We start from the raw sequence: 25787 nt of genomic DNA, 5'->3' as shown, positions 1-25787 counted from the left end.
GCATGAGCAAGACATGGGTTTTTATTATTCTGCTTTTCCTGACCTTAGGCGAAAAGGACTATTCGGAATTCAATGCCTATGATCAGTCTATTGAGGGTACTGATCTCTATTTTTCTATGGTACCAATTCCCGCTGGCAGTTTCATTATGGGCTCTGATAATTCGGGTTTTTTGGATGAAAAACCAGCTCATTCTGTTCAGATTGATGCATTTTGGATGAGCGCTCATGAGGTTACTTGGGATATCTTTGAGCTATTTGTTGATAAGAATTATGAATTAGCTATTTCCGAAGGTCCTATTGGGCATCAAGTGGATGGTCTTTCTCGTCCTTCTCTACCTTATCTAGATATGACTTTCGGGATGGGTAAGGAAAGCAAGCCTGCTGTAGGTATGACACAGTATGGAGCCATCCAATTTTGCCATTGGTTATATCTGAAAACAGGTGTATTCTACAGATTGCCTACCGAAGCTGAATGGGAATATGCGGCAAGGGCAGGATCAGATACCCGGTATTTTTTCGGAGAAAAGAGTTCTGATTTGAGTGATTACGCATGGATTAAAGAAAATTCGGAAGAGTCCACTCAGAAAGTAGGCCTCAAAAAGCCAAATCCATGGGGGCTTTACGATATCTACGGAAATGTGCTGGAATGGACCATGGATCATTATGATCCGAATTTTTACAAGGAATCCTCCGAAATAAACCCCTTAAACCCTTCCACCAACCTCTATCCAAGGGTAGTTCGTGGAGGTAGTTTCAAGCATTCTGCAGATGAAATCAGTGCTAGCAGAAGATTTGCCACTGATCCAAAATGGAAACAGATTGATCCACAAATTCCCAAAAGCCAATGGTGGTTTCCTGAAGCGCCATTTTTGGGGATTCGTCTGGTTAGACCCTTAGAAACTCCATCTGAAGAAGAGATTCAAGCCTATTATGGACAGGCACCAATCGATGACTATTAAACCTAAAACAACCCAAAATATGAAAACCGAAAATTCTCGCAGGGACTTTATTAAGACTTCCGCCATTTTGACCGGAGGTGTCCTGACTTCCCCATTCGTCGTACCCGGGGCTTATGCCTCTTCTGACAACTATCTCAAGCTGGCACTCATTGGCTGCGGAGGTAGGGGTACGGGAGCTGTATTCCAGGCTTTTGAGACAGGACATCCCATTCGATTGGTTGCAATGGCAGATGCATTTCAGGATCGATTAGATAAAAGTTTGAAGCCTATTTTGGATAAATATGGTCCAGAAAAGGTTCAGGTTCCTAAAGAGAAACAGTTTGTAGGATTTGATGGATACAAACAAGCAATAGCCGAAGCAGATGTGGTTATTTTAGCGACACCTCCTGGTTTTCGCCCCAGTCACTTTGAAGAGGCCGTAAGGCAAGGCAAACAGATTTTTATGGAAAAGCCTGTCGCCACCGATGCTGCTGGAATCCGCAGAGTTTTAGCCGCTGCAGAGGTAGCAAAACAAAAAAAATTGAATGTAGTGGTTGGTTTACAGCGGCACTACCAAGCCAACTACCGTGAAACTATCAAAAGGATTCACGATGGAGCAATAGGAGATATTGTAGGTGGACAGGTCTATTGGAATGATGGGGGAGTATGGGTGAGAGAACGACAACCTGGCCAGACTGAAATGGAGTATCAGATGCGGAATTGGTACTATTTCAACTGGCTTTGCGGAGATCACATCACTGAGCAACATGTGCATAATATCGATGTGGCCAATTGGGTCAAGCAAGGCTATCCCGTGAAAGCGGAAGGTACAGGAGGACGTCAGGTTCGTACCGGAAAAGATCATGGTGAAATCTTTGACCATCATGTAATCACTTTTACTTACGAAGATGGCTCGGTGATTCACAGTGAATGCAGGCACTTCCCCGGAGCAGCTAATCGGGTGGATGAAACCTTCCAAGGCACGAAAGGGAAAGTCTATCTCAGTGCCGGAAATCACGGTAATCTGAGTGATTGGAAAGGGAATTCCATTTATACCCATGATCGGGAAAACAATGCCAATCCCTACCAGGTCGAGCACGACGAACTTTGGGCGGCTTTGGTAAAAGGAGACTATAAATTTGCCGATGCTGAAAATGCAGCAAAAAGTACCATGACTTCCATTATGGGAAGGTATGCGACCTATTCGGGAAAAGTCATTTCTTGGGATGAGGCTTTGAATGGATCTGTAGATTTATTCCCTGAAAAACTTGCCTGGGATGCCCTTCCAAAAATACTTCCTAATGAGGATGGGTTTTATCCACATGCCGTTCCCGGTAAAACTAAAGTGATCTAAGCTATGGAAAGAAGAGGATTTATAAAAAAAGTAGGTCTTGGAAGTACCTTTTTAGGGCTTACCGGAGGGATGAGTTTTCAGGCCATGGGCAAAGAGTCCCAGACGGCTCCAACTTTTAACATGGACTTTGCTCCGCATTTCGGGATGTTTAGAAATCACGCCCCGGGAGGAATCATCGATGAGCTGAAGTTTATGGCTGATCAGGGTTTTCGCTCTCTGGAAGATAATGGTATGCTCAAGCGATCTGTTGAGGAGCAAGAGCAAATCGGAAAGACCCTAGATCAACTGGGGATGCGAATGGGTGTTTTTGTGATCGAAGGTGGGGATAATTGGAAGACTTCTTTAGCAACAGGAAAGCAGGAATTTATGGATACTTTTCTCAAAACCTGTCGTGAATCAGTGGAGGTGGCCAAGCGGGTCAATGCCAAATGGATGACGGTTGTACCAGGGTATTTTGATAGAAACCTGCCGATGGGAATTCAAACTGCCAATGTCATCGAAGCGATGAAGCGGGGTGCTGAGATATTCGAACCACATGGATTGACCATGGTAATGGAGCCTCTCAGCGACAATCCGGATCTTTTTCTTCGACATGCTGACCAGACCTTTATGATTTGTCAGGCAGTAGATAGTCCAGCTTGTAAGATTCTATACGATATCTACCATATGCAGCGAAATGAGGGAAATCTAATCGCTAATATGGAGAAGTGCTGGGATGAAATAGCCTATATCCAAATCGGTGACAATCCGGGAAGAAAAGAACCAGGAACTGGAGAAATCAATTTTGAAAATGTATTTAAATACATTCATGATAAAGGATTTAAGGGGGTAATGGGAATGGAGCATGGCAATGCGATGCCTGGAAAAGAAGGTGAGCTTGCACTTATTGAAGCGTATCGAAAAGTAGACGTGAAAGTTTAGGGAAATTATTCAGAGTCATGTGCTGGGGTATTTCATATCCCAGCATAAAAATATAAGGCTCTAAGGCTTTAGCTTCTTACATTTGGCCTAGTCTGAAATTCTATCGATAAAAAAGTATTTGTGCAAAACTTCAATTTCAAGAATCGGCTGAGCTTCACGCTTGCCATCGTTTATTCACTTTTTTTTTCTGCTTGTCAAAATAAATCAGGTCAGGAGCCTCCAGAAAAACCATTGGCTTGGGAAGTAGTCAATACACCAACCGAATCATCTCTTCGTGGTCTCAGTGTAGTCACTTCTGATATAATTTGGGCAAGCGGTTCACAGGGCATTTGGCTTCGATCAGTTGATGGAGGGAGCTCATGGAGTTCTGGCGTTATTGACGGCTTGGATTCGGTAGATTTCCGTTCGATTCATGCTTTTAATGCTGAAGAAGCCATAGTGGTGACAGCTGGACAACCAGCTCGGATTTATCGTACTTCAGACGGTGGGGAAAGTTGGGAGTTGAAGTTAGAAGAGTCCAAAAAGGCATTTTTTGATGGAATCAACTTTGCAGATGAAAAGCGCGGTTATGTCTTCGGAGATCCTGTAGATGGCTTTTGGATGATCTATCAAACCTTAGATGCAGGCTTAACTTGGAGTCTATTGGATTCCCTTCCGCAAGCCAAGGAAGGCGAAGCAGGTTTTGCGGCATCGGCTAGTTCACTCCTTGCACAAGAAGATAATATTTGGCTCGGGAGTGGCGGTAGTTATTCAAATATCCACCACTCACCGGATCGTGGGAAAACCTGGATGGTTCATCCGAGTCCACTCATTCAAGGAGAGTCCTCGCAGGGAATTTTTTCAATGACTTATACGAAAAAGGGAGAATTGGTAGCTGTGGGTGGGGACTACTTAGAGCCCGATTCAGAAAAAGGGAATATTGGACTCTTTTTGACTCCGACTATGAACTGGTCTGAAGAAAATACTACAGGGCCAAGTGGCTATCGATCCGGTGTACAATACTTCCCGAGATTTTCATGGTTGATAGCTGTTGGACCTAGCGGATCAGATTTTTCTAAAGATAGTGGCAAAACTTGGGAACGCTTTTCAGACATGTCCTTTCATGCAGTTTCTTTGAGTACGTCAACAGGAAGTATTTGGGCATCTGGTCCAGATGGAAAAATAGCGAAGTTGCTATATTGAATTTCCGATTATTCGCTTTTCCGCAAAATAAAAAAAATACCGGCTAGAATAAGCTTAGAGGTTTAGATTTCGAATGCTTATGCCCTCATTCTTTCGACGCCTGTACTGAGCGAAACCGAAGTATGCAGCTCAATTAGCAAAGAAAATTAGGGTGCTGGATGAATTGCCTAAGTTCATATTCTAATTTCATCTTTTGCATTGAATCCTTGAGTAAATTTAAAAAATTGTAAAGTTTTGCCACTTTACTTGGAGAGATAGTAGTCTTCTGTGTTATCTTTAGGATTCAGATTTTTCTGCTTATTTTACTAGACACCTCTATCGAAATTAAAATGTTTGAAATAATACCTTCAATATGGCTTATTGATGGCAAATGTGTCCGCCTGAAGCGTGGAGACTTTTCCACTCAGGAAGTCATTTCCAATAATCCTCTCGCGATTGCTCAGCAATTTGAGTCTATTGGCATTAAGCGCTTGCACTTGGTGGATTTGGATGGTGCAAGACGGGGTGAGCCAAAAAACTACCATATTTTGGAGGCAATCTCCGGATATACCGATTTGAAGGTTGATTTCACCGGAGGAATTACGACTGATGGAGATGTGATCAAATGCCTAGAGTTTGGGGCAAAGACGGTAACGATATCTTCTGCGGCGGCAAATCACCCGGAGCGTTTCGCTCAGTTTATCCTGTCCTATGGGCGTGAAAAAATCAATCTTGCAGCGGATACCAACCCATCAGATAATAAAATTAAAATCCGTGGTTGGCTCAAAAAAACAAGTATTGATCTCTACGAACATATTGAATTCTTTTATGAGCGAGGCCTCAAATATCTCAAGGTATCGGATGTCACTCGAGATGGGGTCATGGAAGGTCCCAATTTTGAGCTTTATAAAACGGTGAAGGAGAAGTTTCCCCAGTTGCATATTGCAGCAAGTGGCGGGGTGAGAGGGATTGACGACTTCAAGGCGCTAAGAGACGTAGGAGTACAATCTGCTGTTTTTGGACGAGCCTTTTATGAAGGAATGATTAGTGTACAAGATCTGGAAAAATTTCTAGCAGAATCATAAAAAAAGGGACTTTCTAAAAAGTCCCTTTTTGCTTTTAAAAGAAAACACAAATTAGTCTGCTTTGAATTTCTCTAAAACATAGAGAAAGATATTAAATGATAATGTTGATGAAGGCTCACTGGATTTTTTTCCTTCAGGTCCGATGACTACTTCTCTTCTGATAGGAGTGGTAGGAATTGGAACTGGATTAACTTTTAATTCAGCGTTAGCTTTGATATCATTTTGATCCGAATTAAAATTCTGATGAAAGGATCCATCTTCCTCTACAACAGGTCGGTCTGATTGTCTTGGGACTTCAATTGGCTTCTCTTGCTCATTTTGCGCCAGTGATTCACCTGAAAAAAGGCATAATGCTAACACAGAGGTCAGAATGAAGCCAATTTTACCAAAAGGAAATGTAGGTTTATTAAGCATTTTGAGTTCGTTACCTTATCTTAAACTTAGGGCATTTTAAAAGGTTCATAAAATTAGTAAAAAAAATCACTATGCAAACGATTGACTACGAAGAATTCGCCAAATTAGATATTCGTGTTGGTACCATTATTCGAGCTGAAAATTTTGAAAAAGCACGGAAACCTGCCTATAAAATTTGGGTTGATCTTGGACCTGAAATCGGTGTGAAAAAGTCATCTGCACAAATTACGGATCTTTACTCAGAAGCCGAGCTGAAAGGTAAGCAGGTAGTATGTGTAGTCAATTTTCGACCTAGACAGATTGCGGATTTTATGTCTGAAGTTTTGATCACTGGATTTCCAGACGAAAAAGGACGGGTAGTTCTTACTTCTACCGAGCGAATTGTTGCCAACGGAGCCAAACTATATTAAATCATGAAAAAAATCTCATCTATTCTCCTTGTTGTATTTTTATTTACCTACCAGTCCTCTTTCGCCCAAGAGTCTGATACTGCATCGCATAGCCCTCGCCAATTTGTAAAAAGCCACACCGGGGTGTTTGATGGTCAAAGAATTTCTTATCAGTCCATTGTCAAAGAAACATTTCTCAAGAATTCAAAGGGAGAAGTGACGGCCTCATTCTGGAGTACTAGCTACATCAAGGAGGGAGCTGACCAAAATCGGCCTGTGATCTTTATTTTTAACGGAGGGCCAGGCTCAGCTTCTATTTGGCTTCACATGGGATTTTTTGGGCCGAAGGTAGTGCGGGTAGACTCTGAGGCCAAAGCGGATGATGGAGCTGCTCCATACCTTGTTGAAAGCAATTCAATGGCTTTGCTGGATCTGGCTGATCTGGTTTTTTTGGATCCTATCGGAACAGGCTTCAGTCGAGTATCAGAAAAAGGGAAAGCAGAAGACTATTGGGGTTTGGTCGAAGATGCACAGTCAGTTGCTGATTTCATTCGGATTTGGATTCGTGAAAATAATCGTTGGCAGGCTCCCAAGTTCTTGGCAGGGGAAAGCTTTGGTACAACACGTGCCGCCAAAGTCGCTGAAGTTTTGGAGGGAGATGGTCAGCACGTTGCTTTGAATGGCCTAATTCTGATTTCTCAGGCATTGGATTATGCAGGATCATCTTCTTGGCCAGATAATTTGACCTCATTTTTTACCTATTTGCCATCCATGGCTGTGACAGCCCGGTATCATGGGAAAGCCGGAGAGGGAAAAAGCATAGAGGAATTTGCCAAAGAAGCCCGAGACTTTGCCTATCAAGAATACCTTCCTGCTCTTTTCGAAGGTCAAAATCTATCCAAAGAGAGAAAAGAGGAGATTGCGGAAAAGCTTTCTTATTTCACCGGATTAGATCAAAAATATATTCTTAGGTCTGATAATCAGATTTTGATGCATCGCTTCAAAAAGGAGCTTTTGAGAGAAGATGGGATGGCAATAGGGACCTTAGATGGACGATTTGCAGCAGTAGAAACCGATCAAGTAGCAGAAGGTCCGGTACTAGGAGATCCGAGTGACTACATGACAGAAGGAGCTTACACCGCAGCCTTCAATTCATACTTACTCAATGAATTGGGTGTGGAGCTGGAGATTCCTTATTTGTCTTCCAACAGAGAAATTGGCGGTAAATGGCGCTGGAGACCAGTTCCAGATGGCAGCTATTGGGAGCCTTCCTATGTCAGTACTGCGAGAGCACTTAGCGAAGTGATGCATAGAAATACAAAGATGAGAGTAATGGTGGCCAATGGCTATTATGATTTGATTACTCCTTTCTTTGATGCAGAATTTACTTTTGCGAGACATGATTTTCCTCAAGACCGTATTGAGATGAAGTACTACGAGGCAGGCCACATGATGTACAATCGCAGAGAGGACTTTGAAGCCTTGGCAAAGGATATTAGGGCTTTTGTCGAGGAAGTTTTGGCGCACTGATTAAGCTTACTTCATAATCGCTAAAAGCTCGTCTAAATAGTCGCGGCTATTTGATAGTCGGGGGACTTTATTTTGGCCACCAAGCTTTCCTTTTTTGCGCAACCATTCTTGGAAAAGGCCACTTTCGGCTATATGAATAATTGGTTTTACCAGTGCTAGGTCTTTGTGCCTTTTGGCGTCATAATCGGAATTGATTTCCCGCAAGTGCTGATCTAATAGCTCTTCGAATTTAGCAAGGTCAGTCGGGTTTTTGGCAAATTCAATGATCCATTCATGTGCTCCTTTTTCACCATTATTTCCAAAGTAGGCAGGGGCAGCGGTAAAGTTTTCGATGGTAGCTTCAGTCTTTTCAGCTGCAAATTCTACCGCCTTTTCTGCATTTTCCACAATGACTTCTTCTCCAAAAGCGTTGATAAAATGCTTGGTCCTTCCGGAAATTTTGAATCGGTAGGGCTTGGTTGAAGTAAATCGGACGGTATCTCCGATTTTGTATCTCCATAACCCACCATTTGTTGAGATGACTAAGGCGTAGTTTTTTCCTACTTCCACCTCCCATAGCGGAAGTACGGTAGGATTCTCATCCTCCCAGGATTCCATGGGGATAAACTCATAGAAAATCCCATAATCCAAAAGCAATAGTAATTCGTCCGAATCTATTTGGTCTTGCAATCCAAAGAATCCCTCCGATGCATTGTAGGTTTCCATGTACCGCATCTTGTCAGAAGGGATGAGTTCTTTAAAAAGGTTGCGATAGGGGCCAAAGGCTACCGCTCCGTGAAAAAAGACCTCCAGATTAGGCCAGACTTCCAGGATGTTTTTTGCTTTTTTGATCTCTATGATTCGTCTCAGCAAGACGATGGTCCAGGTGGGAACACCCGCAATGCTCACGACGTTTTCGTCCATGGTTTCGCGAGCCATTTTTTCGATTTTGGCTTCCCATTCATTCATCAAAGCGACTTCTAGCGAGGGAGTTCTGGCGAATTGTGCCCAGATGGGAAGGTTGCGCATGATGACAGCTGAGATATCACCCGCTTTTGCTTTGCCATTTGAGTTAAGTGGGTTGGATTCCAAAGAACCTCCGATTGTCAGGGATTTACCCGAAAAAAGCTTGGAGTCCGGATAGTTATTTACATAAATAGTGACCATATCCTTTCCGCCTTTAAAGTGGCACTCTTCAAGGCTTTCTTCAGTGACGGGAATGTATTTGCTTCTGCTGGAAGTAGTACCTGATGACTTGGAAAACCATTCGATTTCTGTATTCCAGATCAAATTTTGCTCTCCTTTCATGACTCGGTCGATGTAAGGCTTGAAGCCTTCATAATCGTTTAGAGGCACATTTTTAGCAAAATCTTGGTAGCTCTTAAAACTTGAAAAGTCAAATTCCTTTCCGAATTTGGTTTGTTTTCCAGCTTCAATAAGGTCTTTCAACACGCTGTCCTGAGCCGCATGTGGGGCTTTTTTGAAATATTCGATTTGTCCCAGGCGGCTTTTGAAGACCCAGGTCATAAAGCTGTTGATTACCTCCATTAATTTGAAAAAGTTTTGCGTTTCAATTCAAACTGACTGCCCAAATAGACCTTCCTTACTTGTTCATCGGCAGCCAACTCTTCAGCAGTACCTGCCTTCAAAAGTCTTCCCTCAAACATCAAATAGGCCCGATCCGTGATGGATAGGGTTTCATTTACATTGTGATCGGTGATCAATATCCCGATATTTTTGGTTTTAAGCTTGGCTACGATGGTTTGGATCTCCTCAACGGCAATCGGATCTACCCCGGCAAATGGCTCATCGAGCAATACGAATTTAGGATCAACTGCCAATGCGCGGGCAATCTCCGTGCGTCTTCTTTCTCCACCCGAAAGGACCATTCCGAGGTTTTTTCGGACGTGGGTTAAGCTGAATTCCTCAAGTAGGCTTTCCACTTTTTCCTTTTGCTGCTGCTTTGGCATATTGGTCATTTCGAGGACTGCCAGAATATTTTCTTCTACGGAAAGCTTTCTAAAAACAGATGCTTCTTGCGCCAAATAACCGATACCCAATTGAGCCCTTTTGTACATCGGTAGGCTGGTGATATCTTCCTTATCTAAAAAGATTTTGCCTTCATTCGGTTGAATCAGGCCCACGATCATGTAAAACGAGGTGGTTTTTCCTGCTCCATTTGGACCCAAAAGCCCGACAATTTCCCCTTGCTTTACCTCAACGGAGATATCGTTGACCACCTTTCGGCTTTTGTATATTTTTATGAGATGCTCTGCTCGAAGTTCCATACTAGTCGAATTTGATATCTTTCACGTAGAGTTGCAAACTACTTTTGTCCCGGAAGAAATTTTCTCGCATTTCTGCCACTAAGTCAAAACGCATTCGGGATCTAAGGAAATTCACTGTAGTCAAATCTGGGTCCTTAGCTCGATCTGCCATTCCAAAGCCAAGACAAACCGGAGTGGTGAGTTGGCCATCCTGCACAATTTTGAACCGAAGATGCTTTTCTTTCAAAACGACCACATCCTCGGCCTGCACATTGGAAATCTTGAAAATGGGCTCGGGATTTCCAGGGCCAAAAGGGGCCATTTGCTTTAGAATATTGTATAAGCGATAATTGATTTGGTCCAGCAGGAGTTCTCCATCGATCTCGATGACTGGTTTTCGATGAACTTCCTCGATTCGGTTTCGAACTACCTCCTCAAACTTTGCCTGAAAGGCAGGAACCTTATCCACCGAAAGTGTCAAACCTGCAGCATACTTGTGACCTCCAAATTGATCTAAGAGATCGCTACATTCTGCAATCGCTTCGTAAATATTGAAGTCTACAACAGACCGCGCACTTCCGGTTGCTTTGGAATTGGATTCGGTGAGTATAATGGTTGGACGGTAGTACTTTTCGATACAACGGCTCGCTACAATCCCGATGACACCCTTGTGCCAGTCTTCCTTGAATAGAACCGTCGAGTTCCAGGTTTGCTCCTCTTCCCTAGCCGCAATCATTTCAAATGCTTCTCGGGTGATGTTTTCATCGAAATTTCGGCGGGTAGCATTGACTTCATCTACTACTTTGGCGCGCTCAAGAGCCTCGTCCAGTTCGGTAGAGATCAGAAGCTCTACAGATGCTTTCGCATGCTCTAGGCGACCGGAAGCATTGATTCTTGGACCGACTTTGAAGACAATATCAGAGATGCCTATGTCCTTTTCGATTTTGCTGCGAAGGATCAAGGCTTTGAGTCCGGGTCTGGGAGTATTATTGATTCGATCGAGACCATAGTAGGCTAAAATTCGATTTTCACCTGTGATAGGTACTATGTCTGCTGCAATGCTGACGACGACTAAGTCCAAGTATCCGTAAAGTGCGGATTCATCTATATTTCTTTTTTTGGCAATTGCCTGGATCAGCTTGAAACCGACCCCACAGCCGCTCAATTCTTTGTAGGGATATTGACAGTCCGTCTGTTTGGCATCCAAAACGGCGATTGCAGCCGGAAGAATTTCCCCGGGTGTGTGGTGATCACAAATGATAAAATCTACGCCCAGTTCCTTGGCTAATGCCACTTTTTCGATGGCTTTGATTCCACAGTCTAGGGCAATGACCAAAGAGAAATTTTCATCTGAGGCATATCTGACCCCTCTTTCGGATATCCCATAGCCTTCTTTGTAGCGATCAGGGATATAAAAGTCAACGTGTGGATAAATGCCTTTTAGAAAGCCATAGACCAGCGAAACTGCCGTGGTGCCATCCACATCATAGTCTCCATAAACTAGGATCTTTTGCTCTGACTGAATGGCTTCTTCGATTCTATTGACAGCTTCCTGCATCCCCTTCATTAGATAAGGGTCGTGAAGCTGACTAAGGCTTGGTCGGAAATAATCCTTTGCCTGCTCAAAGCTCTCAACGCCCCGATTGATCAGCACATTGGCCAAAGTCGGATTGACATTGATCTCCTTGCTGAGTTTTTCGAGTGCAGATTGAGATGCTATTGGTTTAGGTTTCCAGACGTACTCCATGGGTGTAAATTACGAAAGAATTTGACGATCGGGTTCGATCGTGTATTGTGAATACCCCTTTTCAGGATTGTTTAACTTCTTTTTGGTATTGAAACCAATAGTAAGCGGGAAAAATCAATGCCTTGAGCTTCCAATCATTTTTTTCCTTGATCGAAAGATGGGAATTTGCGTGAACAGTCCGGTACATTTTTCCTGCCAAGAGCGTATGCCCTAAGAGCAGTAAAAACAAAACCGCATAAATCAAGAGTTCCTCCATCTTAGCTTTTGGTGAAGACCAACGCGGCCCAGTTATCTTTTTGGCTTTGATTGACCAATTCCAGACCAAGCTTTTCGCAAGCCGATTGGATATCGGCAATATCATGGGTGTAAAAACCACTCAGAAGTAAGTACCCATGAGGTGCCAACAGACGGGAATATATCTCCATTTCGTCCAAAAGCACATTTTTGTTGATGTTGGCGAGAATGATATCAAAGGGCCCCTTGGGATTTACATCCCGAATGCTGCCTAGCCCCATGGTTGCCGGGACTTCATTGAGCTGAAAGTTTTCATTCCCATTATCCACACACCAGTCATCGATATCAAAGGCTTCTACGGATGAAGCTCCGAGGAGGTGAGCCATAATCGCTAAGATTCCGGTACCTGAACCTACATCCAGGACGCGCTTACCTTGATGGTCGATTTTTCCCTGAAGCTGGAGAATCTGAAAGGTAGTAGCATGATGACCCGTCCCAAAAGACATTTTGGGATTGATGACTATCTGGTATTTAAACCCTGGTCTTGGCTCATGAAAAGATGCTCTGACGAATACCAAGTCACCGACGGCAATGGGGTCGTAGTTTTTCTCCCATTCCTCATTCCAGTTGACTTTTTTGGTGAGATTCTCCGAAAAGCTGATGTTTGCATGACTTTGATAGCGATTCAGAATCTCATCAAAGGCTTCCCGGTCGAACGAATCCAAGGGCGAGTAGCACTCAAAGCCCTCATCTGTTTCCAAAAAGGCATCAAAACCTATCTCAGAAAGCTCAGCAATTAAAATCTCTCGAAAATCTTCGGAGCAAGTGAATTTGAATTCCCGGTAGTCCATCCAAGCTTAGTAGGATTTGGCGATATCGATAAAGTCGCGGGATTTCAGAGAAGCCCCTCCGATAAGTCCTCCATCCACATCGGGCTTAGCAAGAAGTTCGGCAGCGTTTGACGGCTTCATACTTCCACCGTAAAGAATGGAAATTGAATCAGCCACCTCCTTGCCATACTTACTGGCCAAATGCTTTCGGATAGCCGCATGCATCTCCTGAGCTTGCTCAGCGGAAGCTGTTTTTCCTGTACCAATTGCCCAAATGGGTTCGTATGCGATGGTGACTTTTGAAATTTCTTCAGCGCTAAGTTCAAAAAGGCTATCCGTGAGCTGAAACTTGACATTAGGCTCATGGGTTCCGGCCTCTCTGATATCCAATGATTCACCGCAGCAGAAGATGGGTTGAAGTCCAGCTGCCAGGGCTTGCTTTACTTTCTCGGTGAGCATTTCATTATTTTCTTTGAAATATTCTCTTCGCTCCGAATGTCCAATGATGACGAAATTCACTCCAAATGAAGCTAAAATTGGTGCCGAAACCTCACCGGTGTATGCTCCTGATTCCTTATCAGAGCAGTTTTGAGCTCCCACAAAAACATTGGGTGCCCCGCCGATCAGTTTTTTCACTACGTGAAGATGAGGAAAGGGAGGATTAAGCACAAGGCTGACATCTTTCAACTGTTCATCCTGTGCCATTTGCACGATCTCAGAAGTAAGTATTTGACCTTCTTCGTAGGTCATGTTCATTTTCCAGTTTCCGGCTATGATTTTCTTTCGCATCGTAAGAGTTTTTATTAGGTTTGAGAAAAACTAAGGACAAAATTTTCTATAAAATTAATCAAAATGTCTGGTTGGGGAAGAAATAACCCAAAGCAAGTCCGAAAAACCACATGGACGGTCGAGGAGGCTGAGGAAAAAATCGCCGCTTTCTGCGCCTATCAGGAGCGATGTATCTGGGAAGTACGGCGTAAACTTTATGAAAAAGGGATCGCTGAAGCGCAGATTGAAAAGCTGATAGGTTTTCTTCTTCGGGAGAAATTTATTGATGAGGGGCGCTATGCTAGGGCTTTTGCCCGGGGAAAATTCCGCTTGAAAAAATGGGGTAAAAACCGGATTCGAATGGAGCTAAAAATGAGGCAAGTTCCTGAGGATCTAATCAGAAAAGGCTTGCTGGAAATTGACCCAACGGAGTACTATGACACGCTTCTTTCAGAGACAGAAAAGAAATGGGAGAAGACCAAAGAACCCGACCTGTACAAAAAGCGATTTAAGGTTGTCGGCTATTTGATGCAGCGGGGATTTGAGCAAGATCTAGTTCAGGAAGCAATAGATTCACTATTGTGAGGTAGGATGTAGCAGAAACGAAATATGAATGGCGATTTTGGATTGTCGCTATTTTTGAAATACGAGGTAAGAAGTACCAAATACGAGCGGCAGAGTATGATTTGAAGTGGATTTGCGAGTCTTTGCCCAACTTTCCAACTTTCCACTTTACAACCTTCCAACCAAAAGCTAAAGTACTTCAACTCATTTTGAGACAATTTTTCATTTTTTCAATTTTCTAATTTTTCACAAACCCCATCATAATCTTCGCTGAGAGCAAGGAAAGCGGAATACCGCCACCCGGATGTACCGATCCCCCACAGAAATAGAGGTTTTTGATGTCGGAGGAATAGTTGGCATGCCGAAGAAAAGCCGCAAATCGATTGTTGGAAGAGTTGCCATAAAGCGCCCCATTCGCACTGGAAGTTTTGGACTCAATCGTTCGGGGTTCTAGAATTTCCTCGACCTCGATCAAGGATTCCAAATCAGTTTTTAACACCCGATTGACTTTGGAGATGATGTTTTTCCGCGCTTCCTGTATCAAACTATCCCAATCCTGGCCTTGATTATTGGGGACATTGATCATCGTAAACCAATTCATACAGCCTTTGGGAGCATCGTCGGATTTGTGAGTGGAGGTAATATTGATATAAACCGTCGGATCTTCGTAGATGCTTCCCTTTTTGAAAATATGTTCAAACTCAGTTTTATAATCTTCCGAAAAAAGAATGTTGTGAAGTCCCAGTTCCTTGAACTCCCTCTTTACTCCCCAATAGAAAATCAATGCTGAACTGGATTTGGGTTGCTCTAGCAACTTCTTGGGCTGCTTCTGCTTGCGCAAAATACTTTTGTAGGCATTCACCATGTCCATATTGTTCACGATGATGTTGGCCTGATGCGTTTTTCCATCGACTTCTACTCCAACTGCCCGTCCCTTTTCTACCAGGATTTCCTCCACTTTGGCCATGAAGTGAAACTCAACACCCAAGTCTTGAGCTAGCCGATAAAGGCTCATGGTGATATCGTGCATGCCTTTTTTGGGGAAATAGGCTCCGATATTGAATTCCAGATGAGGGATGATATTCAGTGTAGCAGGAGTCTGATAGGGGTCCGAACCGTTGTAGGTAGCATAGCGGTTGAAAAGCTGAACCAATTTTGGATTCTGGAACTGCCGCTCATTGGCTTGATTCATGGTGGAGAAAATCCCCAATTTCCCCATTTTCAAATAGGACTTTAGCGCCTGCGGATTAGTCCAGGTACCGAGTTGATGCAGGGATCTGTGCATGAATAGGGGCGCCAAATGCTCATAAATAAAGGCTGAGCTCCGCAGTGCTTCCCGCACATTTTTGGCAGGTTCACCCAATTTCGTTTCTACTTCTTCTGCAAAGCGATTGATATCTGCCCAAGCCTTGACTTGCTTCCCATCTTCCCAAAAATAATGACAGGCTACTTCCAGTTTTTCGTAATCGAAATGATCCTTGGGATCCTTTCCTGCCAATCGGAATAGTTCTTCCACCTGCTCGGGTAAGGTGAAAAGCGAGGGTCCTGCATCAAAGCGGTAGCCTTTTAGGGTGATTTCGGAAAGTTTACCTCCCGGATAGGGATTCGCTTCGAAGACCTCGACTTGATAGCCTTGGACAGCTAAGCGAATGGAGGCGGCGATACCCGCTATACCGGAACCTACAATGAGGGCTTTTTGAGACATGGATACTGTTTTGCTTCTAAACTACACAATCGGCCGGGAAGTTGGTAGAAAATTGGAAAAAGCCCAAAAACAAAAAAAATGCTGCTTCTCCAGAGGCTGCGTAGCGTTCGGTCATCGGACATCAGTTCCTCCTATTTTATAAATCCTAGGCCTTGTTGAGGGATTTCCAATTCGAAGAAACTTGAGCCATAAATCCAAAAAGCCTTGAGAAATAATTTCTCAAGGCTTTTTCAACGGTCATCGGACATCAAGCATCCGACATTATATCTTCTCAAAAACCCTTCTAAAGCTCGTCGCCTCAGCGATTCGCCCATGCAATTCAGAAATAGCCACACGCTCCTGCTCGGTAGTGTCCCGATGACGGATGGTGACAGTATTGTCTTCCAAAGTCTGATGATCCACGGCGATACAGAAAGGCGTCCCGATCAAATCCTGTCTCGCATAGCGCTTTCCGATAGATGCCGCCTCTTCATAAATGATATTAAAATCATATTTCAACAATTCCACGATTTCCTGCGCTTTCTCAGGCAATCCGTCTTTCTTGGTAATTGGTAGAATCGCTGCTTTCACAGGAGCAATCGCCGGGTGGAATTTCAAATAAGTTCGGCTTTTCTCCTCGGATTTTTCTTCTGTATAGGCATTGCATAGCGTCAGCAAGAAAAGGCGATCCGCTCCAATTGACGTTTCGATCACATAAGGAATGTAATTCTGATTGACCTCTGGATCGAAGTACTGCTGCTTTTTCTTAGAGAATTCCTGATGAGACTTCAAGTCAAAGTCTGTACGTGAGTGAATTCCTTCAACTTCTTTGAAACCAAAGGGGAATTCGTACTCGATATCCATGGCTGCATTGGCATAGTGCGCCAATTTCTCATGGTCATGCTTTCGGAGCTTTTCCGCTGGAGTACCCAAAGCCAAATGCCAGTTCATCCGAGTCTCTGCCCATTGCTTGTACCAATCCAACTCGGTGCCAGGACGCACGAAGAACTGCATCTCCATCTGTTCAAATTCACGCATCCGGAAAATAAACTGGCGGGCTACGATCTCATTTCGAAAGGCTTTCCCGATCTGGGCGATGCCAAAAGGAACCTTCATACGGGCAGTTTTTTGCACATTCAGGAAGTTGACAAAAATCCCTTGAGCCGTCTCTGGGCGTAGGTAAATGGTAGAAGCATCTTCGGCTACAGAACCTACCTGAGTAGAAAACATCAAGTTGAACTGACGCACATCGGTCCAATTCGTCGTGCCGCTGAGGGGGCAGGTGATCCCGGTATTCACGATCAAGTCCCGAACTCCAGCCAAGTCCTCTGCTTCCAGTAATCTCGCCAAAGCAGCAGTGAGTTGCTTGGCTTCTTCTACTTTTCCCTCATTCTCTAACTTGGCAGCATGCTCCTCGACCAAGACGTCGGCGCGATAGCGTTTTTTGCTGTCCTTGTTATCAATCATGGGATCATTGAACGAATCCACGTGACCGGAAGCTTTCCAGGTGGTTGGGTGCATGAAGATCGCCGCATCGATTCCCACAATATTTTCGTGGACGCGAGTCATGGTTTCCCACCACAGGCGCTTCAGGTTGTTTTTCAACTCAACCCCATAAGCCCCATAGTCATAGACCGCCTGCAGCCCGTCATAGATCTCGGAACTTGGGTACACAAACCCATACTCCTTAGCATGGGAAATAATATCTTTCAGTTGGGCGTTTTCCGCCGGAGTCGCTGTCTTTGCCATAGGGCGCAAAATTAAGGAAACTTATTGATTTGGGGGAGGAAGGGATAGAAATTGATATTCCAAGTTTGAGTTGGCACAAAATGAAAAAACCCAAATCTCTCGACTTGGGCCATTCTCAATTCAACATTTTCAATTTATCATTTCTTACTCTCTGCCACCGCATGGTGTGCTGCTCTCGCCGCAAAGGCCATATAAGTCAATGATGGATTCTGCGTCGAAGTAGAGGTCATCGAGGCGCCATCGGTCACATAGACATTGGGTACGGCATGCAATTGATGGTTGGCATTGAGCAGGGAAGTTTTGGGGTCTTTGCCCATTCGCACGCCCCCCATTTCATGAATATCCAAACCTGGCGCTTGCTTGCTATCGCTGGATCGGATATTGGTAAATCCTGCCTTGGTAAACATCTCCGTCATTTGCTCGATGTAATCTTTGACCATTTTTTCATCATTGTCATCGTAGTCCACCGAGATTTTGAGCTGCGGCATTCCCCATTCATCTTTGAGATTGGGGTCAAGCACGACGTAATTGCTTTCCTTCGGAATGGTTTCGCCCATCATATGCGAACCTACTCTCCAAGGTCCATATTGATCGGGGTTGAGTAGGCTGTTTTTGAGATCCATTCCTACGCCGCTTGTATCTGCGCCTGCACCACGGCTGGCAGAGAATCCTGCCGCATAGCCTCGGAGAAAATCCGTCTCCTGCTTGAAGACATTTCGGAATCTCGGAAAATAGCCACTTGTCGGTCTTCCGCCGCTTGTGGTGTATTCGGAATGTCCCTCATATTCTCCGGAGACACGTGCCCGGTAGTTGTGGAAGGCCACATATTTACCAAGTAGCTCATTGTCATTGCCAAGACCGTTAGGGAATCGGCTGGACGTCGAGTTCAACAAAATGGCATTGGTATTCAAGGCAGCTGCATTTACAAAGATCACATCCGCGTAGAACTCTTCCATTTCTTTGGTCAGGCGATCGATGATTCGGACTCCCGTTGCTTTCCCTTTTTCTTCATCATAAATAATAGAATGAACGATGGAATCAGGGCGAAGAGTCAAGTTTCCGGTTTTCAGAGCCCAAGGGATGGTGGAGGAATTAGAACTGAAGTATCCACCGAAAGGGCAACCTCGCTGACAAAGGTTTCGATTTTGGCATTTGGCCCGGCCTTGCTGCGCATAGAAATCTAAGTTTCCGTTGATGTGCGCACATCGGGCAGAAATCATGTGGCGGTCATTTCCGTAATGCTTTTTGAGTTGAGCGGCGAAGTGTTTCTCGACCACATTGAGTTCGTATCCCGGTAAAAATTCGCCGTCTGGCAATTGAGGAATACCGTCTCGGTTGCCTGAGACTCCTGCAAACTTCTCCACATGGCTGTACCAAGGCGCAATATCCTTGTAGCGAATCGGCCAATCCACAGCAAATCCATCCCGAGCCGGTCCTTCGAAATCAAAGTCTGACCAGCGCTGTACTTGTCTGGCCCAAAGAAGGGATTTTCCTCCGACCTGATAGCCCCGAATCCAATCGAATGGCTTTTCCTGAACGTAGGGGTGCTCGGTGTCTTTCACGAAAAAATGCATGGCATCTTCCCGAAAGGCATAGCATCGGCTGATGACGGGATTTTCTTTTTTGATATCTTCCGGAATTTGACCACGATGCGGGAATTCATATGGAAGCATGTTAGTCGTCGGGTAATCCTTGATGTGCTCAACATTTCTACCTCGCTCCAGCATCAGGGTTTTGACTCCCAAATCACAAAACTCTTTGGCAGCCCAAGCTCCACTGATACCCGAGCCGATGACGATGGCCTGATAGGTTCGATCTTGTTTACTTTTGATATTTAGATTAGCCATTGACTCGAGGTTTTTGAAGGTCAGAAATCAAGACTGCCCCGTTGTACTCACCTGGAATGAGGGAGTAAGGCACCACTTCGGTTTGGATGTATTCGGAAGCCATATATCCTTGTATAGTAAATCGCTTGGCGGTATTGACGAAATATGCGATGGATTCTTTGGTGCGACCTTCCTCGGAATCATCTCCTTTGAGTTGGGCCGTTTCTAGCACCATTGCCTCCTTTTCTTTGGTGGTCAACTGATCAAAAGCTTTGCCACTGCTTTCTTTTACATAGCTGGAAAAGGACTGCAAGCCTTGAGAAAATTTTTTCTGATTTTCTTCATTGAAGCAATCGTTGACCATCACTAAAATAAAATCATGGACTTCCAGGTCTAAAGCACCTTTGATCTCTCCGGCGGGAATGATCGTGTCGGATATACTTGCAAGAAGCTTTTTGAGTGATGGTGTGATTTGGAGTTTATCGTAGGCAGCGAGGATATCTTCCTTTCCAAAATCGCAGGAAGGAATCAAGGCAAGTCCCCCTGAAATCAGGGCAATATGCCGCAATGCGTGTCTTCTGTTCATGGGTATTAATGGGTTTAAAGCAACTGGATTAAAAAGTAGGGATTTTTCTTTCAAAATCCCACCTTATCCATGCTTTTGGAGGAAATGATGCGATTAGTGGTTGAATAATCTGAAGTGAAAATCTACCGGGTCAGGACTCCTATTTCAGCCAAGGTAGCAGGATTACCATCTGCGGTCTTGATTGCTTCCAATTCTATCCACTTGGCTGAAATCGCGTCAAAGCGTATTTCCTGCTCAATTGGGCTATTGACCACATTGTCAAACTCACCACTAGCGACTTCTGTCCAGTTCTTCCCATCCTGACTGATGCGGAAAGCAAATTCAGTGATATGGCCACTTGGGTATCGCGCCTGCATAGGGAGGTAGGTAAAGCCAGTTAGGGTTACCGCTTCTCCCAGGTTTACCTGAATTTTGGAGGAACTTAAAGTGGCATAAGAGCTAGCATTTTCGTCGATTGCTTTTTCATCTTCGGTCTTCCATTTTGCTTTGGCGATTTCCAGCTCTTTTTGAAGCATGTCACTATTTTCGCCTGTCTTTGGATCAATGGATATAACTTTTAAGGTGGAGGCTTCTTGAATTTCCAAAGGATTGGTATAAAGTTCCGATGGTTCTAATCCATCCAAGGAATAGCGGATTTCCAAGCCTTCGTCAGGAGAAAGCAAGGTTAACTTTCCTGACTTTTCCCGCTCGACCAGAGGAGGCAAAAGTAATTTTGGGGCATAGTAGATTCCAAGCTCTGAAATCAGGGGAATATCTTTTCCATCTTCAAATGCGATTCGGATTTTTTGTGTGCTTACATCCGGAAACCGTAAAATCCGCTTGTAACCGACGGTAGTGCCAGACGCAATTTTTTCCCAAGATCCATTGATCTCAGCTTCGAGTGTGAAGGCTTTCACCCGCTGTCCAAGAGGGGTGTATTCCTGTAGAAGCAAGCGATTAAAAGAAACCTCTTTTCCAAAGTCCAATTCCAAATTGGCTTTTGGTCCCGCTCCATCAGAAAGAGTCCAATAGGTTTCATAGTCTCCATCAATCACCCTACTTGCTTCGTAGCCATAGCCCCGATCTGCGCTGGATGAAATGGCCGCTTCAATCGCTAGATTGGTTTGAAAATCTTCTTTGATTTTTGCTGCCATTTTTAAGATGGCTTCTTCATCATTCTCATGAATCAAGCCGCGAGTGTCCACAGGGAAATTGATTAGCAAAGAAGAATTCCGACCTATGCTTTTGTAAAAAATCTCCATCAGTTGGGGGAGGGTCTTGACTTTGTGATCCTCATAGGCATGATAATACCATCCCGGCCGAATGCTCACATCAGACTCAGCAGGCACCCAATGCGTACCATTTTCCTGTCCAGATGCCCACTTTTCCGAATACTCAGGCATGCCTGCATAGACCGAGTCTCGCATCAGATTGGACCAAGTGGTCTCGTAGGCAAAGCCATGCTCGTTTCCAACCCAGCGTACATCCGGTCCCGCATCGCTAAATAGCATGGCATTGGGTTGGAGTTCTCGAACCAAGGCATGCGTATTTTCCCAATCGTAGTAGGTCAGTTTATCGACTTTTCGCTCCTCATTGGCACCGCCGTACCAACCGGTGCCTCCATTGGCCCCGTCAAACCATACTTCAAAAATCTCCCCATAATTCGTCAGCAATTCGGTCAGTTGATTACGCATGTAGCTTATGTATTCAGGCTTGCCATAGTCGGGATGATTCCGATCCCAAGGAGAGTAATAAATTCCGACTTTCAGCCCGTATTCCCGACAGGCATCCACGAATTCTTGGATCAAATCGCCCTTTCCATCTCGCCAAGGACTGTTTTTCACCGAATGTTCCGTATAGGCCGATGGCCAAAGCACGAAGCCATCATGATGTTTGGCGGTGATGATTAGCCCTTTCATTCCTGCCTCCTTGGCGATCCTTGCCCACTGCCTTGCATCGAGAGCTGTGGGATTAAACTGTTCTGGTTTTTCATCTCCAAATCCCCATTCCCGGTCTGAAAAAGTATTCATATTGAAATGGACAAAACCGTAAAACTCCAGTTCCTGCCATGCAACCTGTCGCTCATGGGGAACCGGGTATACAGGCGCAGGTGGAGCGGCTTTTTGCTTGCATTGTGAAAAAAGAACTAAAAGGAGTGGGGCGAGCAGTTTTTTCATAAGTCGAATTTGAAGCAGCATTCTAAGAATTTTCGATGGAATTGGAAAAGAAAAGTCCTGTTCAGCAAGGCTTTTCTGCCATTTGGAAAAAACGGGAAACTATTACCCCACTTTCATTGTATTTTCGAGGTATGAGGTATTTTATTCTTTTCGCTCTGCTTTTGGGCTCACTTTCTCTAAAAGCTCAAGTAGAAATCACGGTACGGGATGGGCTAAATTATGATCCGCTATCAGAGGTTTTGATTCGCTTAGAAACAGGCGAAGAGTTTCAGACAGATCGACTTGGGCTGGCCACGTTTGATCAAAAGACTCCTTTCTCAGTCATTCTTTTCAAGCCTGGATATGAATCGCTCGAGGTTACAGTGAATGCGGAGGAAAGCACCTTTTTTCTTTTCCCAAAAAGTATTTCACTCTCGGGTGTTACTGTCAAGGCTTTTGAAACAGAGCGACCACTCTTGGAGCAGTCTGCCTCCATCAGTTTGATCGGGGAGTCCGATTTGTATCGCTTTAATGAAACTTCCATAGTCAATGCCTTTAACACCAAACCGGGTGTGCGAATCGAAGAACGAGCACCGGCTAGCTACCGGGTATCCATTCGAGGGAGTTCTCTTCGAGCTCCTTTTGGAGTCAGAAATGTCAAGGTCTATTGGAATGAAGTGCCGATTACGGCTCCCGATGGGACGACTGCTTTGAATTTGCTGGACCTTAGCAATATTCGTACAGCCGAGGTGATCAAAGGACCGTCCGGAAGTATCTACGGAGCTGGAAATGGTGGGGTCATCAACCTTAGCAGTGCTGCGGACTTACAAAGCGGTAAACTGACCTCGGAGTGGGTTGCCGGATCTTTTGGATTAAATAAGGGACGGTTTGCCATCACCCAACCAATCGGAAAAGGAGGCATTGAAGTAGCGATCGTCAATCAGGAAAGTGACGGCTACCGTGAGCATTCGGCTATGGACCGGACAGTTTTACAGGTAGGAGGCTACTTTCCTGTCAATGAAAAACAGGAGATACGTACACAGATTTTATTATCCGATCTAGATTATCAAATTCCCGGTGCTTTGAATGCCGAGCAGCTAGCGGAAGACCCCACTCAGGCTCGTCCCGGATCGGTAGATCAGAATAGCTCTATTTCACAGCGAGCGCTTTTAGCGACTTTTGGTCACCGCTATCGATTTTCTGATAAGATTGAAAACAACACGACATTTTATGTAAACACCAATGACTTTGAGAATCCCTTCATTTTGGACTACAAAAAGGAATTGGGCTTTGGGAGTGGAGGAAGGACTCGATTTACCTTTGACTGGAATCTTGGCGGGAGACCACTTCGCTTGATAGTCGGTGGGGAATATCAAACCAGTCTCACCGATGCTCAAAATTTCGGGAACCGAAGTGGAGTGGCTGATACCGTTCGCTTCGCTGATAAGCTACGGGCGACCCAAGCATTTTTATTCCAGCAAGCCGAATGGGAGTTTACTGAGCGCTGGTTGCTGACATTAGGTTTGAGTCAGAATTTTTCCTCTTTTGAAATCGATCGTTTGATTGATGCAAGTGGAGGTCCTACAGGCCTTCAGAAAAGACAATTCGATCCTATTTTAATTCCCCGAGCCGCAGTCAATTTCAGTTTAAATGATTTTTCGGCTTTGAGAGCATCTGTAAGTAGTGGTTTCTCTCCGCCCACTATCGATGAGGTTCGTACCAATGAGGGAAGCCTGAATTTGGACTTGGAGGCTGAGCGGGGAACAAATTTTGAGCTGGGGTATCGATTGGGTAAGAATCGATTGAATGTCGATCTGACAGCCTTTTACTTTAGACTCAATCAGACCATTACCACTTTCACCAATGAACAGGGCGTAGTTCTCTTTAGAAATGCCGGGTCTACCGATCAAAAAGGAATCGAGTTGGCTTTGGATTATCAGTTGGTACAGCGAATGGGTGGTTTTCTACGGGGTCTGGATTACGGAGTAGCTTACACCGGACATTATTTTGAGTTTAGAGAATACCAAAAACGAGATCAGGATTTTTCCGGAAACCAGTTGACGGGAGTGGCTCCCAACACTGTGGTTCAAACCCTGGATTTCCGCTTTGCCGGAAATGTTTACCTGAATTTGACCCACCAGTTTACCGATGAAATTCCATTGAATGACGCCAATACGGTTTATCAGGATCCTTTTAACCTAGTGAATCTCCGAATGGGCTTTTTCGAGCAGATTTCCAAAAAGCTTGATATGGAAATCTACTTTGGTCTGGATAATTTGTTTGATGTGGATTACTCCTTGGGAAATGACCTGAATCCCTTTGGAGGCAGGTTTTATCAGCCAGCACCGTCACAAAATGTCTATTTCGGGGCCAAATTCAATTTCCGCTATTGAGCTGAATGATCAGTCCCTCATCGGTGAGACTCGTCTGATAAACCTCCAAATCGGAACAAGAGCCTGATTGGAGTGCACCTGTTTTCAGGTCGAAGCGGTATTGATGAAGTGGGCAGATAATTTCCTCATAGCCATTGATGCTGCCTTGAATAAGCGATGCTCCCCGGTGCGGGCAGAGGCTATCAAATGCAAAAAAGTGATCCCCTACCCGGACGATCCCGATTTCTTTGTTGCCAAGCTTCACTCGTTTGATGACTTTTTCTGGGAAAAGATCGATGGCACCTTCCTTTGTCTGACCTAGTTGAAATTTCTTCATAGCAGTGTAAAAATCAGATTTTTACCCTTCAAAATAAAATTTTGGATTTAGCGGGTAAGAAGTGGTAACTTACTCCAAACCTCGAAACGTATGAAAACTCTAATCACTTTTGCTCTTTTATTTTGCTTCGGATGGGTTCAGGCGCAATCCATAGAGGGAGCTTGGAAGATGACTCATCAAAATGGTGAGGAAGTTACAGATGTAGAATATATCAAGATTTATCAGGATGATTATTTTGCCTTTGGGGCTAAAAAGATCGCTGATAATGCCTTTGTTGGCGCAGGTGGAGGTCCTTTTGAATTGGATGGAAATACATACACAGAGACTTTGGATTTTTTTACCTTAGATCCCTTTCAGGTTGGGACAGTTAATAAGTACCAATTGGATTGGGTAGATGGGAAAATCGTCATTTCATCGGAAATCAACGGGCGAATGCTCGTAGAAATTTGGGAGCGAGTTTCTGATGCACAGGATGATTTGACGGGCAATTGGGTGATCACAGGTAGAAAGCGAGATGATGAAATTCGCCGATCTACTCCAGGAGCCAGAAGGACGATCAAGATTCTTTCCGGAGGGCGATTTCAGTGGGTAGCCTTCAATTCGGAGACTAAGGAATTTAGTGGTTCTGGAGGGGGTACTTACACGGCAAAAGATGGAAAATATACCGAGAATATCACCTTTTTCTCCCGAGACAATTCACGTGTGGGAGCAAGTTTGGGTTTTGATTATGAGGTCATTGACGGAGAGTGGCATCACAGCGGGCTAAGCTCTACGGGAAACCCAATCTATGAAATCTGGACCCCTTACGCGATCGGGTATCCCGGGGCGAAAAAGGATTGAAGTTTTCCTTACAAATTCTAAATAAAAAAGCTCATTTTCTTCTGCGTTGATCTGCTAGGAAAATGAGCTTTTTTTGA

Annotated in this window: 23 protein-coding genes; 10 read left to right on the top strand and 13 right to left on the bottom strand. The window is 44.4% G+C overall.

Translation table 11 applies throughout. The features are described from left to right. Positions 1-2: 2 nt before the first annotated feature. From CDH51_RS10510 to CDH51_RS10490, 5 genes are all read left to right on the top strand, one after another. Positions 3-959 carry a formylglycine-generating enzyme family protein gene (locus tag CDH51_RS10510; protein WP_100629413.1) on the top strand — a complete coding sequence of 319 codons (957 nt, stop codon included), beginning with the start codon at positions 3-5 and terminating at the stop codon, positions 957-959. Between the two features lie 19 nt (positions 960-978). Continuing rightward, positions 979-2292, top strand: a complete 1314-nt coding sequence (locus CDH51_RS10505) for a Gfo/Idh/MocA family oxidoreductase (RefSeq protein ID WP_100629412.1) — start codon at positions 979-981, stop codon at positions 2290-2292. Between the two features lie 3 nt (positions 2293-2295). Then, the gene (locus CDH51_RS10500) at positions 2296-3213 is read left to right on the top strand and encodes a hydroxypyruvate isomerase family protein (protein ID WP_100628539.1); all 918 of its coding nucleotides are present in this window, start codon (positions 2296-2298) and stop codon (positions 3211-3213) included. Positions 3214-3333: 120 nt separating this feature from the next. Then, complete coding sequence (locus tag CDH51_RS10495; protein WP_100628538.1) at positions 3334-4395, top strand: WD40/YVTN/BNR-like repeat-containing protein; 1062 nt, start codon at positions 3334-3336, stop codon at positions 4393-4395. Between the two features lie 329 nt (positions 4396-4724). Continuing rightward, positions 4725-5459, top strand: a complete 735-nt coding sequence (locus tag CDH51_RS10490) for a 1-(5-phosphoribosyl)-5-[(5-phosphoribosylamino)methylideneamino]imidazole-4-carboxamide isomerase (RefSeq protein ID WP_100628537.1) — start codon at positions 4725-4727, stop codon at positions 5457-5459. A gap of 51 nt (positions 5460-5510) precedes the next feature. Here CDH51_RS10490 and CDH51_RS10485 read toward each other — a convergent pair whose 3' ends face one another. After that, positions 5511-5819, bottom strand: coding sequence for a hypothetical protein (locus tag CDH51_RS10485; RefSeq protein WP_157807084.1), 309 nt, complete (start codon positions 5817-5819; stop codon positions 5511-5513). A 125-nt stretch (positions 5820-5944) separates the two neighbouring features. Between CDH51_RS10485 and CDH51_RS10480 the strand changes: the two genes are divergently transcribed. Continuing rightward, positions 5945-6283 (top strand): tRNA-binding protein, encoded by a 339-nt coding sequence (locus CDH51_RS10480; protein WP_100628535.1) that lies wholly within the window; start codon positions 5945-5947, stop codon positions 6281-6283. 3 nt (positions 6284-6286) lie between these two features. Continuing rightward, a complete protein-coding gene (locus CDH51_RS10475; protein ID WP_100628534.1) occupies positions 6287-7792 on the top strand; it encodes a S10 family peptidase in 1506 nt (501 codons plus the stop codon). Between the two features lie 6 nt (positions 7793-7798). On the opposite strand, the gene CDH51_RS10470 is transcribed toward CDH51_RS10475, so the two are convergent. The 6 genes from CDH51_RS10470 to tpiA all read right to left on the bottom strand — a co-directional run bounded on the left by CDH51_RS10470 (position 7799) and on the right by tpiA (position 13638). Next, a complete protein-coding gene (locus CDH51_RS10470; protein WP_100628533.1) occupies positions 7799-9319 on the bottom strand; it encodes a GH3 auxin-responsive promoter family protein in 1521 nt (506 codons plus the stop codon). Next, positions 9319-10059 (bottom strand): LPS export ABC transporter ATP-binding protein, encoded by a 741-nt coding sequence (gene lptB / locus CDH51_RS10465; protein ID WP_100628532.1) that lies wholly within the window; start codon positions 10057-10059, stop codon positions 9319-9321. The genes CDH51_RS10470 and lptB overlap by 1 nt, the downstream gene beginning before the upstream one ends. 1 nt (position 10060) lies before the next feature. After that, entirely contained in the window at positions 10061-11785 is a 1725-nt protein-coding gene (gene recJ / locus CDH51_RS10460; protein WP_100628531.1) for a single-stranded-DNA-specific exonuclease RecJ, read from the bottom strand. A 61-nt stretch (positions 11786-11846) separates the two neighbouring features. Further along, the gene (locus tag CDH51_RS10455) at positions 11847-12041 is read right to left on the bottom strand and encodes a hypothetical protein (RefSeq protein WP_100628530.1); all 195 of its coding nucleotides are present in this window, start codon (positions 12039-12041) and stop codon (positions 11847-11849) included. A gap of 1 nt (position 12042) precedes the next feature. Further along, positions 12043-12870 (bottom strand): 50S ribosomal protein L11 methyltransferase, encoded by an 828-nt coding sequence (gene prmA, locus CDH51_RS10450; protein ID WP_100628529.1) that lies wholly within the window; start codon positions 12868-12870, stop codon positions 12043-12045. Positions 12871-12876: 6 nt separating this feature from the next. Continuing rightward, positions 12877-13638 carry a triose-phosphate isomerase gene (gene tpiA, locus CDH51_RS10445; RefSeq protein ID WP_100628528.1) on the bottom strand — a complete coding sequence of 254 codons (762 nt, stop codon included), beginning with the start codon at positions 13636-13638 and terminating at the stop codon, positions 12877-12879. A 63-nt stretch (positions 13639-13701) separates the two neighbouring features. On the opposite strand from tpiA, the gene CDH51_RS10440 reads away from it, so the two are divergent. Then, the gene (locus CDH51_RS10440) at positions 13702-14202 is read left to right on the top strand and encodes a regulatory protein RecX (protein WP_100628527.1); all 501 of its coding nucleotides are present in this window, start codon (positions 13702-13704) and stop codon (positions 14200-14202) included. A 217-nt stretch (positions 14203-14419) separates the two neighbouring features. Here CDH51_RS10440 and crtD read toward each other — a convergent pair whose 3' ends face one another. From crtD to CDH51_RS10415, 5 genes are all read right to left on the bottom strand, one after another. Beyond that, on the bottom strand, positions 14420-15886 hold the full coding sequence (crtD, locus tag CDH51_RS10435; RefSeq protein WP_100628526.1) for a 1-hydroxycarotenoid 3,4-desaturase CrtD: 1467 nt from the start codon (positions 15884-15886) through the stop codon (positions 14420-14422). Between the two features lie 261 nt (positions 15887-16147). Then, on the bottom strand, positions 16148-17614 hold the full coding sequence (locus CDH51_RS10430; protein WP_100628525.1) for a glycine--tRNA ligase: 1467 nt from the start codon (positions 17612-17614) through the stop codon (positions 16148-16150). 137 nt (positions 17615-17751) lie between these two features. Then, a complete protein-coding gene (locus CDH51_RS10425) occupies positions 17752-19461 on the bottom strand; it encodes a GMC oxidoreductase (RefSeq protein WP_100628524.1) in 1710 nt (569 codons plus the stop codon). Further along, on the bottom strand, positions 19454-20026 hold the full coding sequence (locus tag CDH51_RS10420; RefSeq protein ID WP_100628523.1) for a gluconate 2-dehydrogenase subunit 3 family protein: 573 nt from the start codon (positions 20024-20026) through the stop codon (positions 19454-19456). The genes CDH51_RS10425 and CDH51_RS10420 overlap by 8 nt, the downstream gene beginning before the upstream one ends. Positions 20027-20148: 122 nt before the next feature. Next, a complete protein-coding gene (locus tag CDH51_RS10415) occupies positions 20149-22182 on the bottom strand; it encodes an alpha-L-fucosidase (protein ID WP_100629411.1) in 2034 nt (677 codons plus the stop codon). A 41-nt stretch (positions 22183-22223) separates the two neighbouring features. On the opposite strand from CDH51_RS10415, the gene CDH51_RS10410 reads away from it, so the two are divergent. Next, positions 22224-24554, top strand: coding sequence for a TonB-dependent receptor family protein (locus CDH51_RS10410; protein ID WP_317045936.1), 2331 nt, complete (start codon positions 22224-22226; stop codon positions 24552-24554). On the opposite strand, the gene CDH51_RS10405 is transcribed toward CDH51_RS10410, so the two are convergent. Beyond that, the gene (locus CDH51_RS10405; RefSeq protein WP_100628522.1) at positions 24538-24870 is read right to left on the bottom strand and encodes a Rieske (2Fe-2S) protein; all 333 of its coding nucleotides are present in this window, start codon (positions 24868-24870) and stop codon (positions 24538-24540) included. The genes CDH51_RS10410 and CDH51_RS10405 overlap by 17 nt on opposite strands. Positions 24871-24960: 90 nt before the next feature. Between CDH51_RS10405 and CDH51_RS10400 the strand changes: the two genes are divergently transcribed. Beyond that, on the top strand, positions 24961-25710 hold the full coding sequence (locus CDH51_RS10400; RefSeq protein ID WP_100628521.1) for a hypothetical protein: 750 nt from the start codon (positions 24961-24963) through the stop codon (positions 25708-25710). The last annotated feature ends 77 nt before the right edge of the window (positions 25711-25787 follow it).

It is taken from the genome of Algoriphagus formosus, from assembly GCF_002807035.1.
GTDB lineage: Bacteria > Bacteroidota > Bacteroidia > Cytophagales > Cyclobacteriaceae > Algoriphagus > Algoriphagus formosus.
This window is presented reverse-complemented; position numbering and strand designations above follow the sequence as displayed.

What these genes read in the sequence shown, in the direction of transcription:
- CDH51_RS10510 (WP_100629413.1), top strand. Translation starts at nt 3, where the DNA reads ATGAGCAAGACATGGGTTTTTATTATTCTGCTTTTCCTGACCTTAGGC.
- CDH51_RS10505 (WP_100629412.1), top strand. Translation starts at nt 979, where the DNA reads ATGAAAACCGAAAATTCTCGCAGGGACTTTATTAAGACTTCCGCCATT.
- CDH51_RS10500 (WP_100628539.1), top strand. Translation starts at nt 2,296, where the DNA reads ATGGAAAGAAGAGGATTTATAAAAAAAGTAGGTCTTGGAAGTACCTTT.
- CDH51_RS10490 (WP_100628537.1), top strand. Translation starts at nt 4,725, where the DNA reads ATGTTTGAAATAATACCTTCAATATGGCTTATTGATGGCAAATGTGTC.
- CDH51_RS10480 (WP_100628535.1), top strand. Translation starts at nt 5,945, where the DNA reads ATGCAAACGATTGACTACGAAGAATTCGCCAAATTAGATATTCGTGTT.
- CDH51_RS10475 (WP_100628534.1), top strand. Translation starts at nt 6,287, where the DNA reads ATGAAAAAAATCTCATCTATTCTCCTTGTTGTATTTTTATTTACCTAC.
- CDH51_RS10470 (WP_100628533.1), bottom strand. Translation starts at nt 9,319, where the DNA reads ATGGAGGTAATCAACAGCTTTATGACCTGGGTCTTCAAAAGCCGCCTG.
- lptB (WP_100628532.1), bottom strand. Translation starts at nt 10,059, where the DNA reads ATGGAACTTCGAGCAGAGCATCTCATAAAAATATACAAAAGCCGAAAG.
- recJ (WP_100628531.1), bottom strand. Translation starts at nt 11,785, where the DNA reads ATGGAGTACGTCTGGAAACCTAAACCAATAGCATCTCAATCTGCACTC.
- CDH51_RS10455 (WP_100628530.1), bottom strand. Translation starts at nt 12,041, where the DNA reads ATGGAGGAACTCTTGATTTATGCGGTTTTGTTTTTACTGCTCTTAGGG.
- prmA (WP_100628529.1), bottom strand. Translation starts at nt 12,870, where the DNA reads ATGGACTACCGGGAATTCAAATTCACTTGCTCCGAAGATTTTCGAGAG.
- tpiA (WP_100628528.1), bottom strand. Translation starts at nt 13,638, where the DNA reads ATGCGAAAGAAAATCATAGCCGGAAACTGGAAAATGAACATGACCTAC.
- CDH51_RS10440 (WP_100628527.1), top strand. Translation starts at nt 13,702, where the DNA reads ATGTCTGGTTGGGGAAGAAATAACCCAAAGCAAGTCCGAAAAACCACA.
- crtD (WP_100628526.1), bottom strand. Translation starts at nt 15,886, where the DNA reads ATGTCTCAAAAAGCCCTCATTGTAGGTTCCGGTATAGCGGGTATCGCC.
- CDH51_RS10430 (WP_100628525.1), bottom strand. Translation starts at nt 17,614, where the DNA reads ATGGCAAAGACAGCGACTCCGGCGGAAAACGCCCAACTGAAAGATATT.
- CDH51_RS10425 (WP_100628524.1), bottom strand. Translation starts at nt 19,461, where the DNA reads ATGGCTAATCTAAATATCAAAAGTAAACAAGATCGAACCTATCAGGCC.
- CDH51_RS10420 (WP_100628523.1), bottom strand. Translation starts at nt 20,026, where the DNA reads ATGAACAGAAGACACGCATTGCGGCATATTGCCCTGATTTCAGGGGGA.
- CDH51_RS10415 (WP_100629411.1), bottom strand. Translation starts at nt 22,182, where the DNA reads ATGAAAAAACTGCTCGCCCCACTCCTTTTAGTTCTTTTTTCACAATGC.
- CDH51_RS10405 (WP_100628522.1), bottom strand. Translation starts at nt 24,870, where the DNA reads ATGAAGAAATTTCAACTAGGTCAGACAAAGGAAGGTGCCATCGATCTT.
- CDH51_RS10400 (WP_100628521.1), top strand. Translation starts at nt 24,961, where the DNA reads ATGAAAACTCTAATCACTTTTGCTCTTTTATTTTGCTTCGGATGGGTT.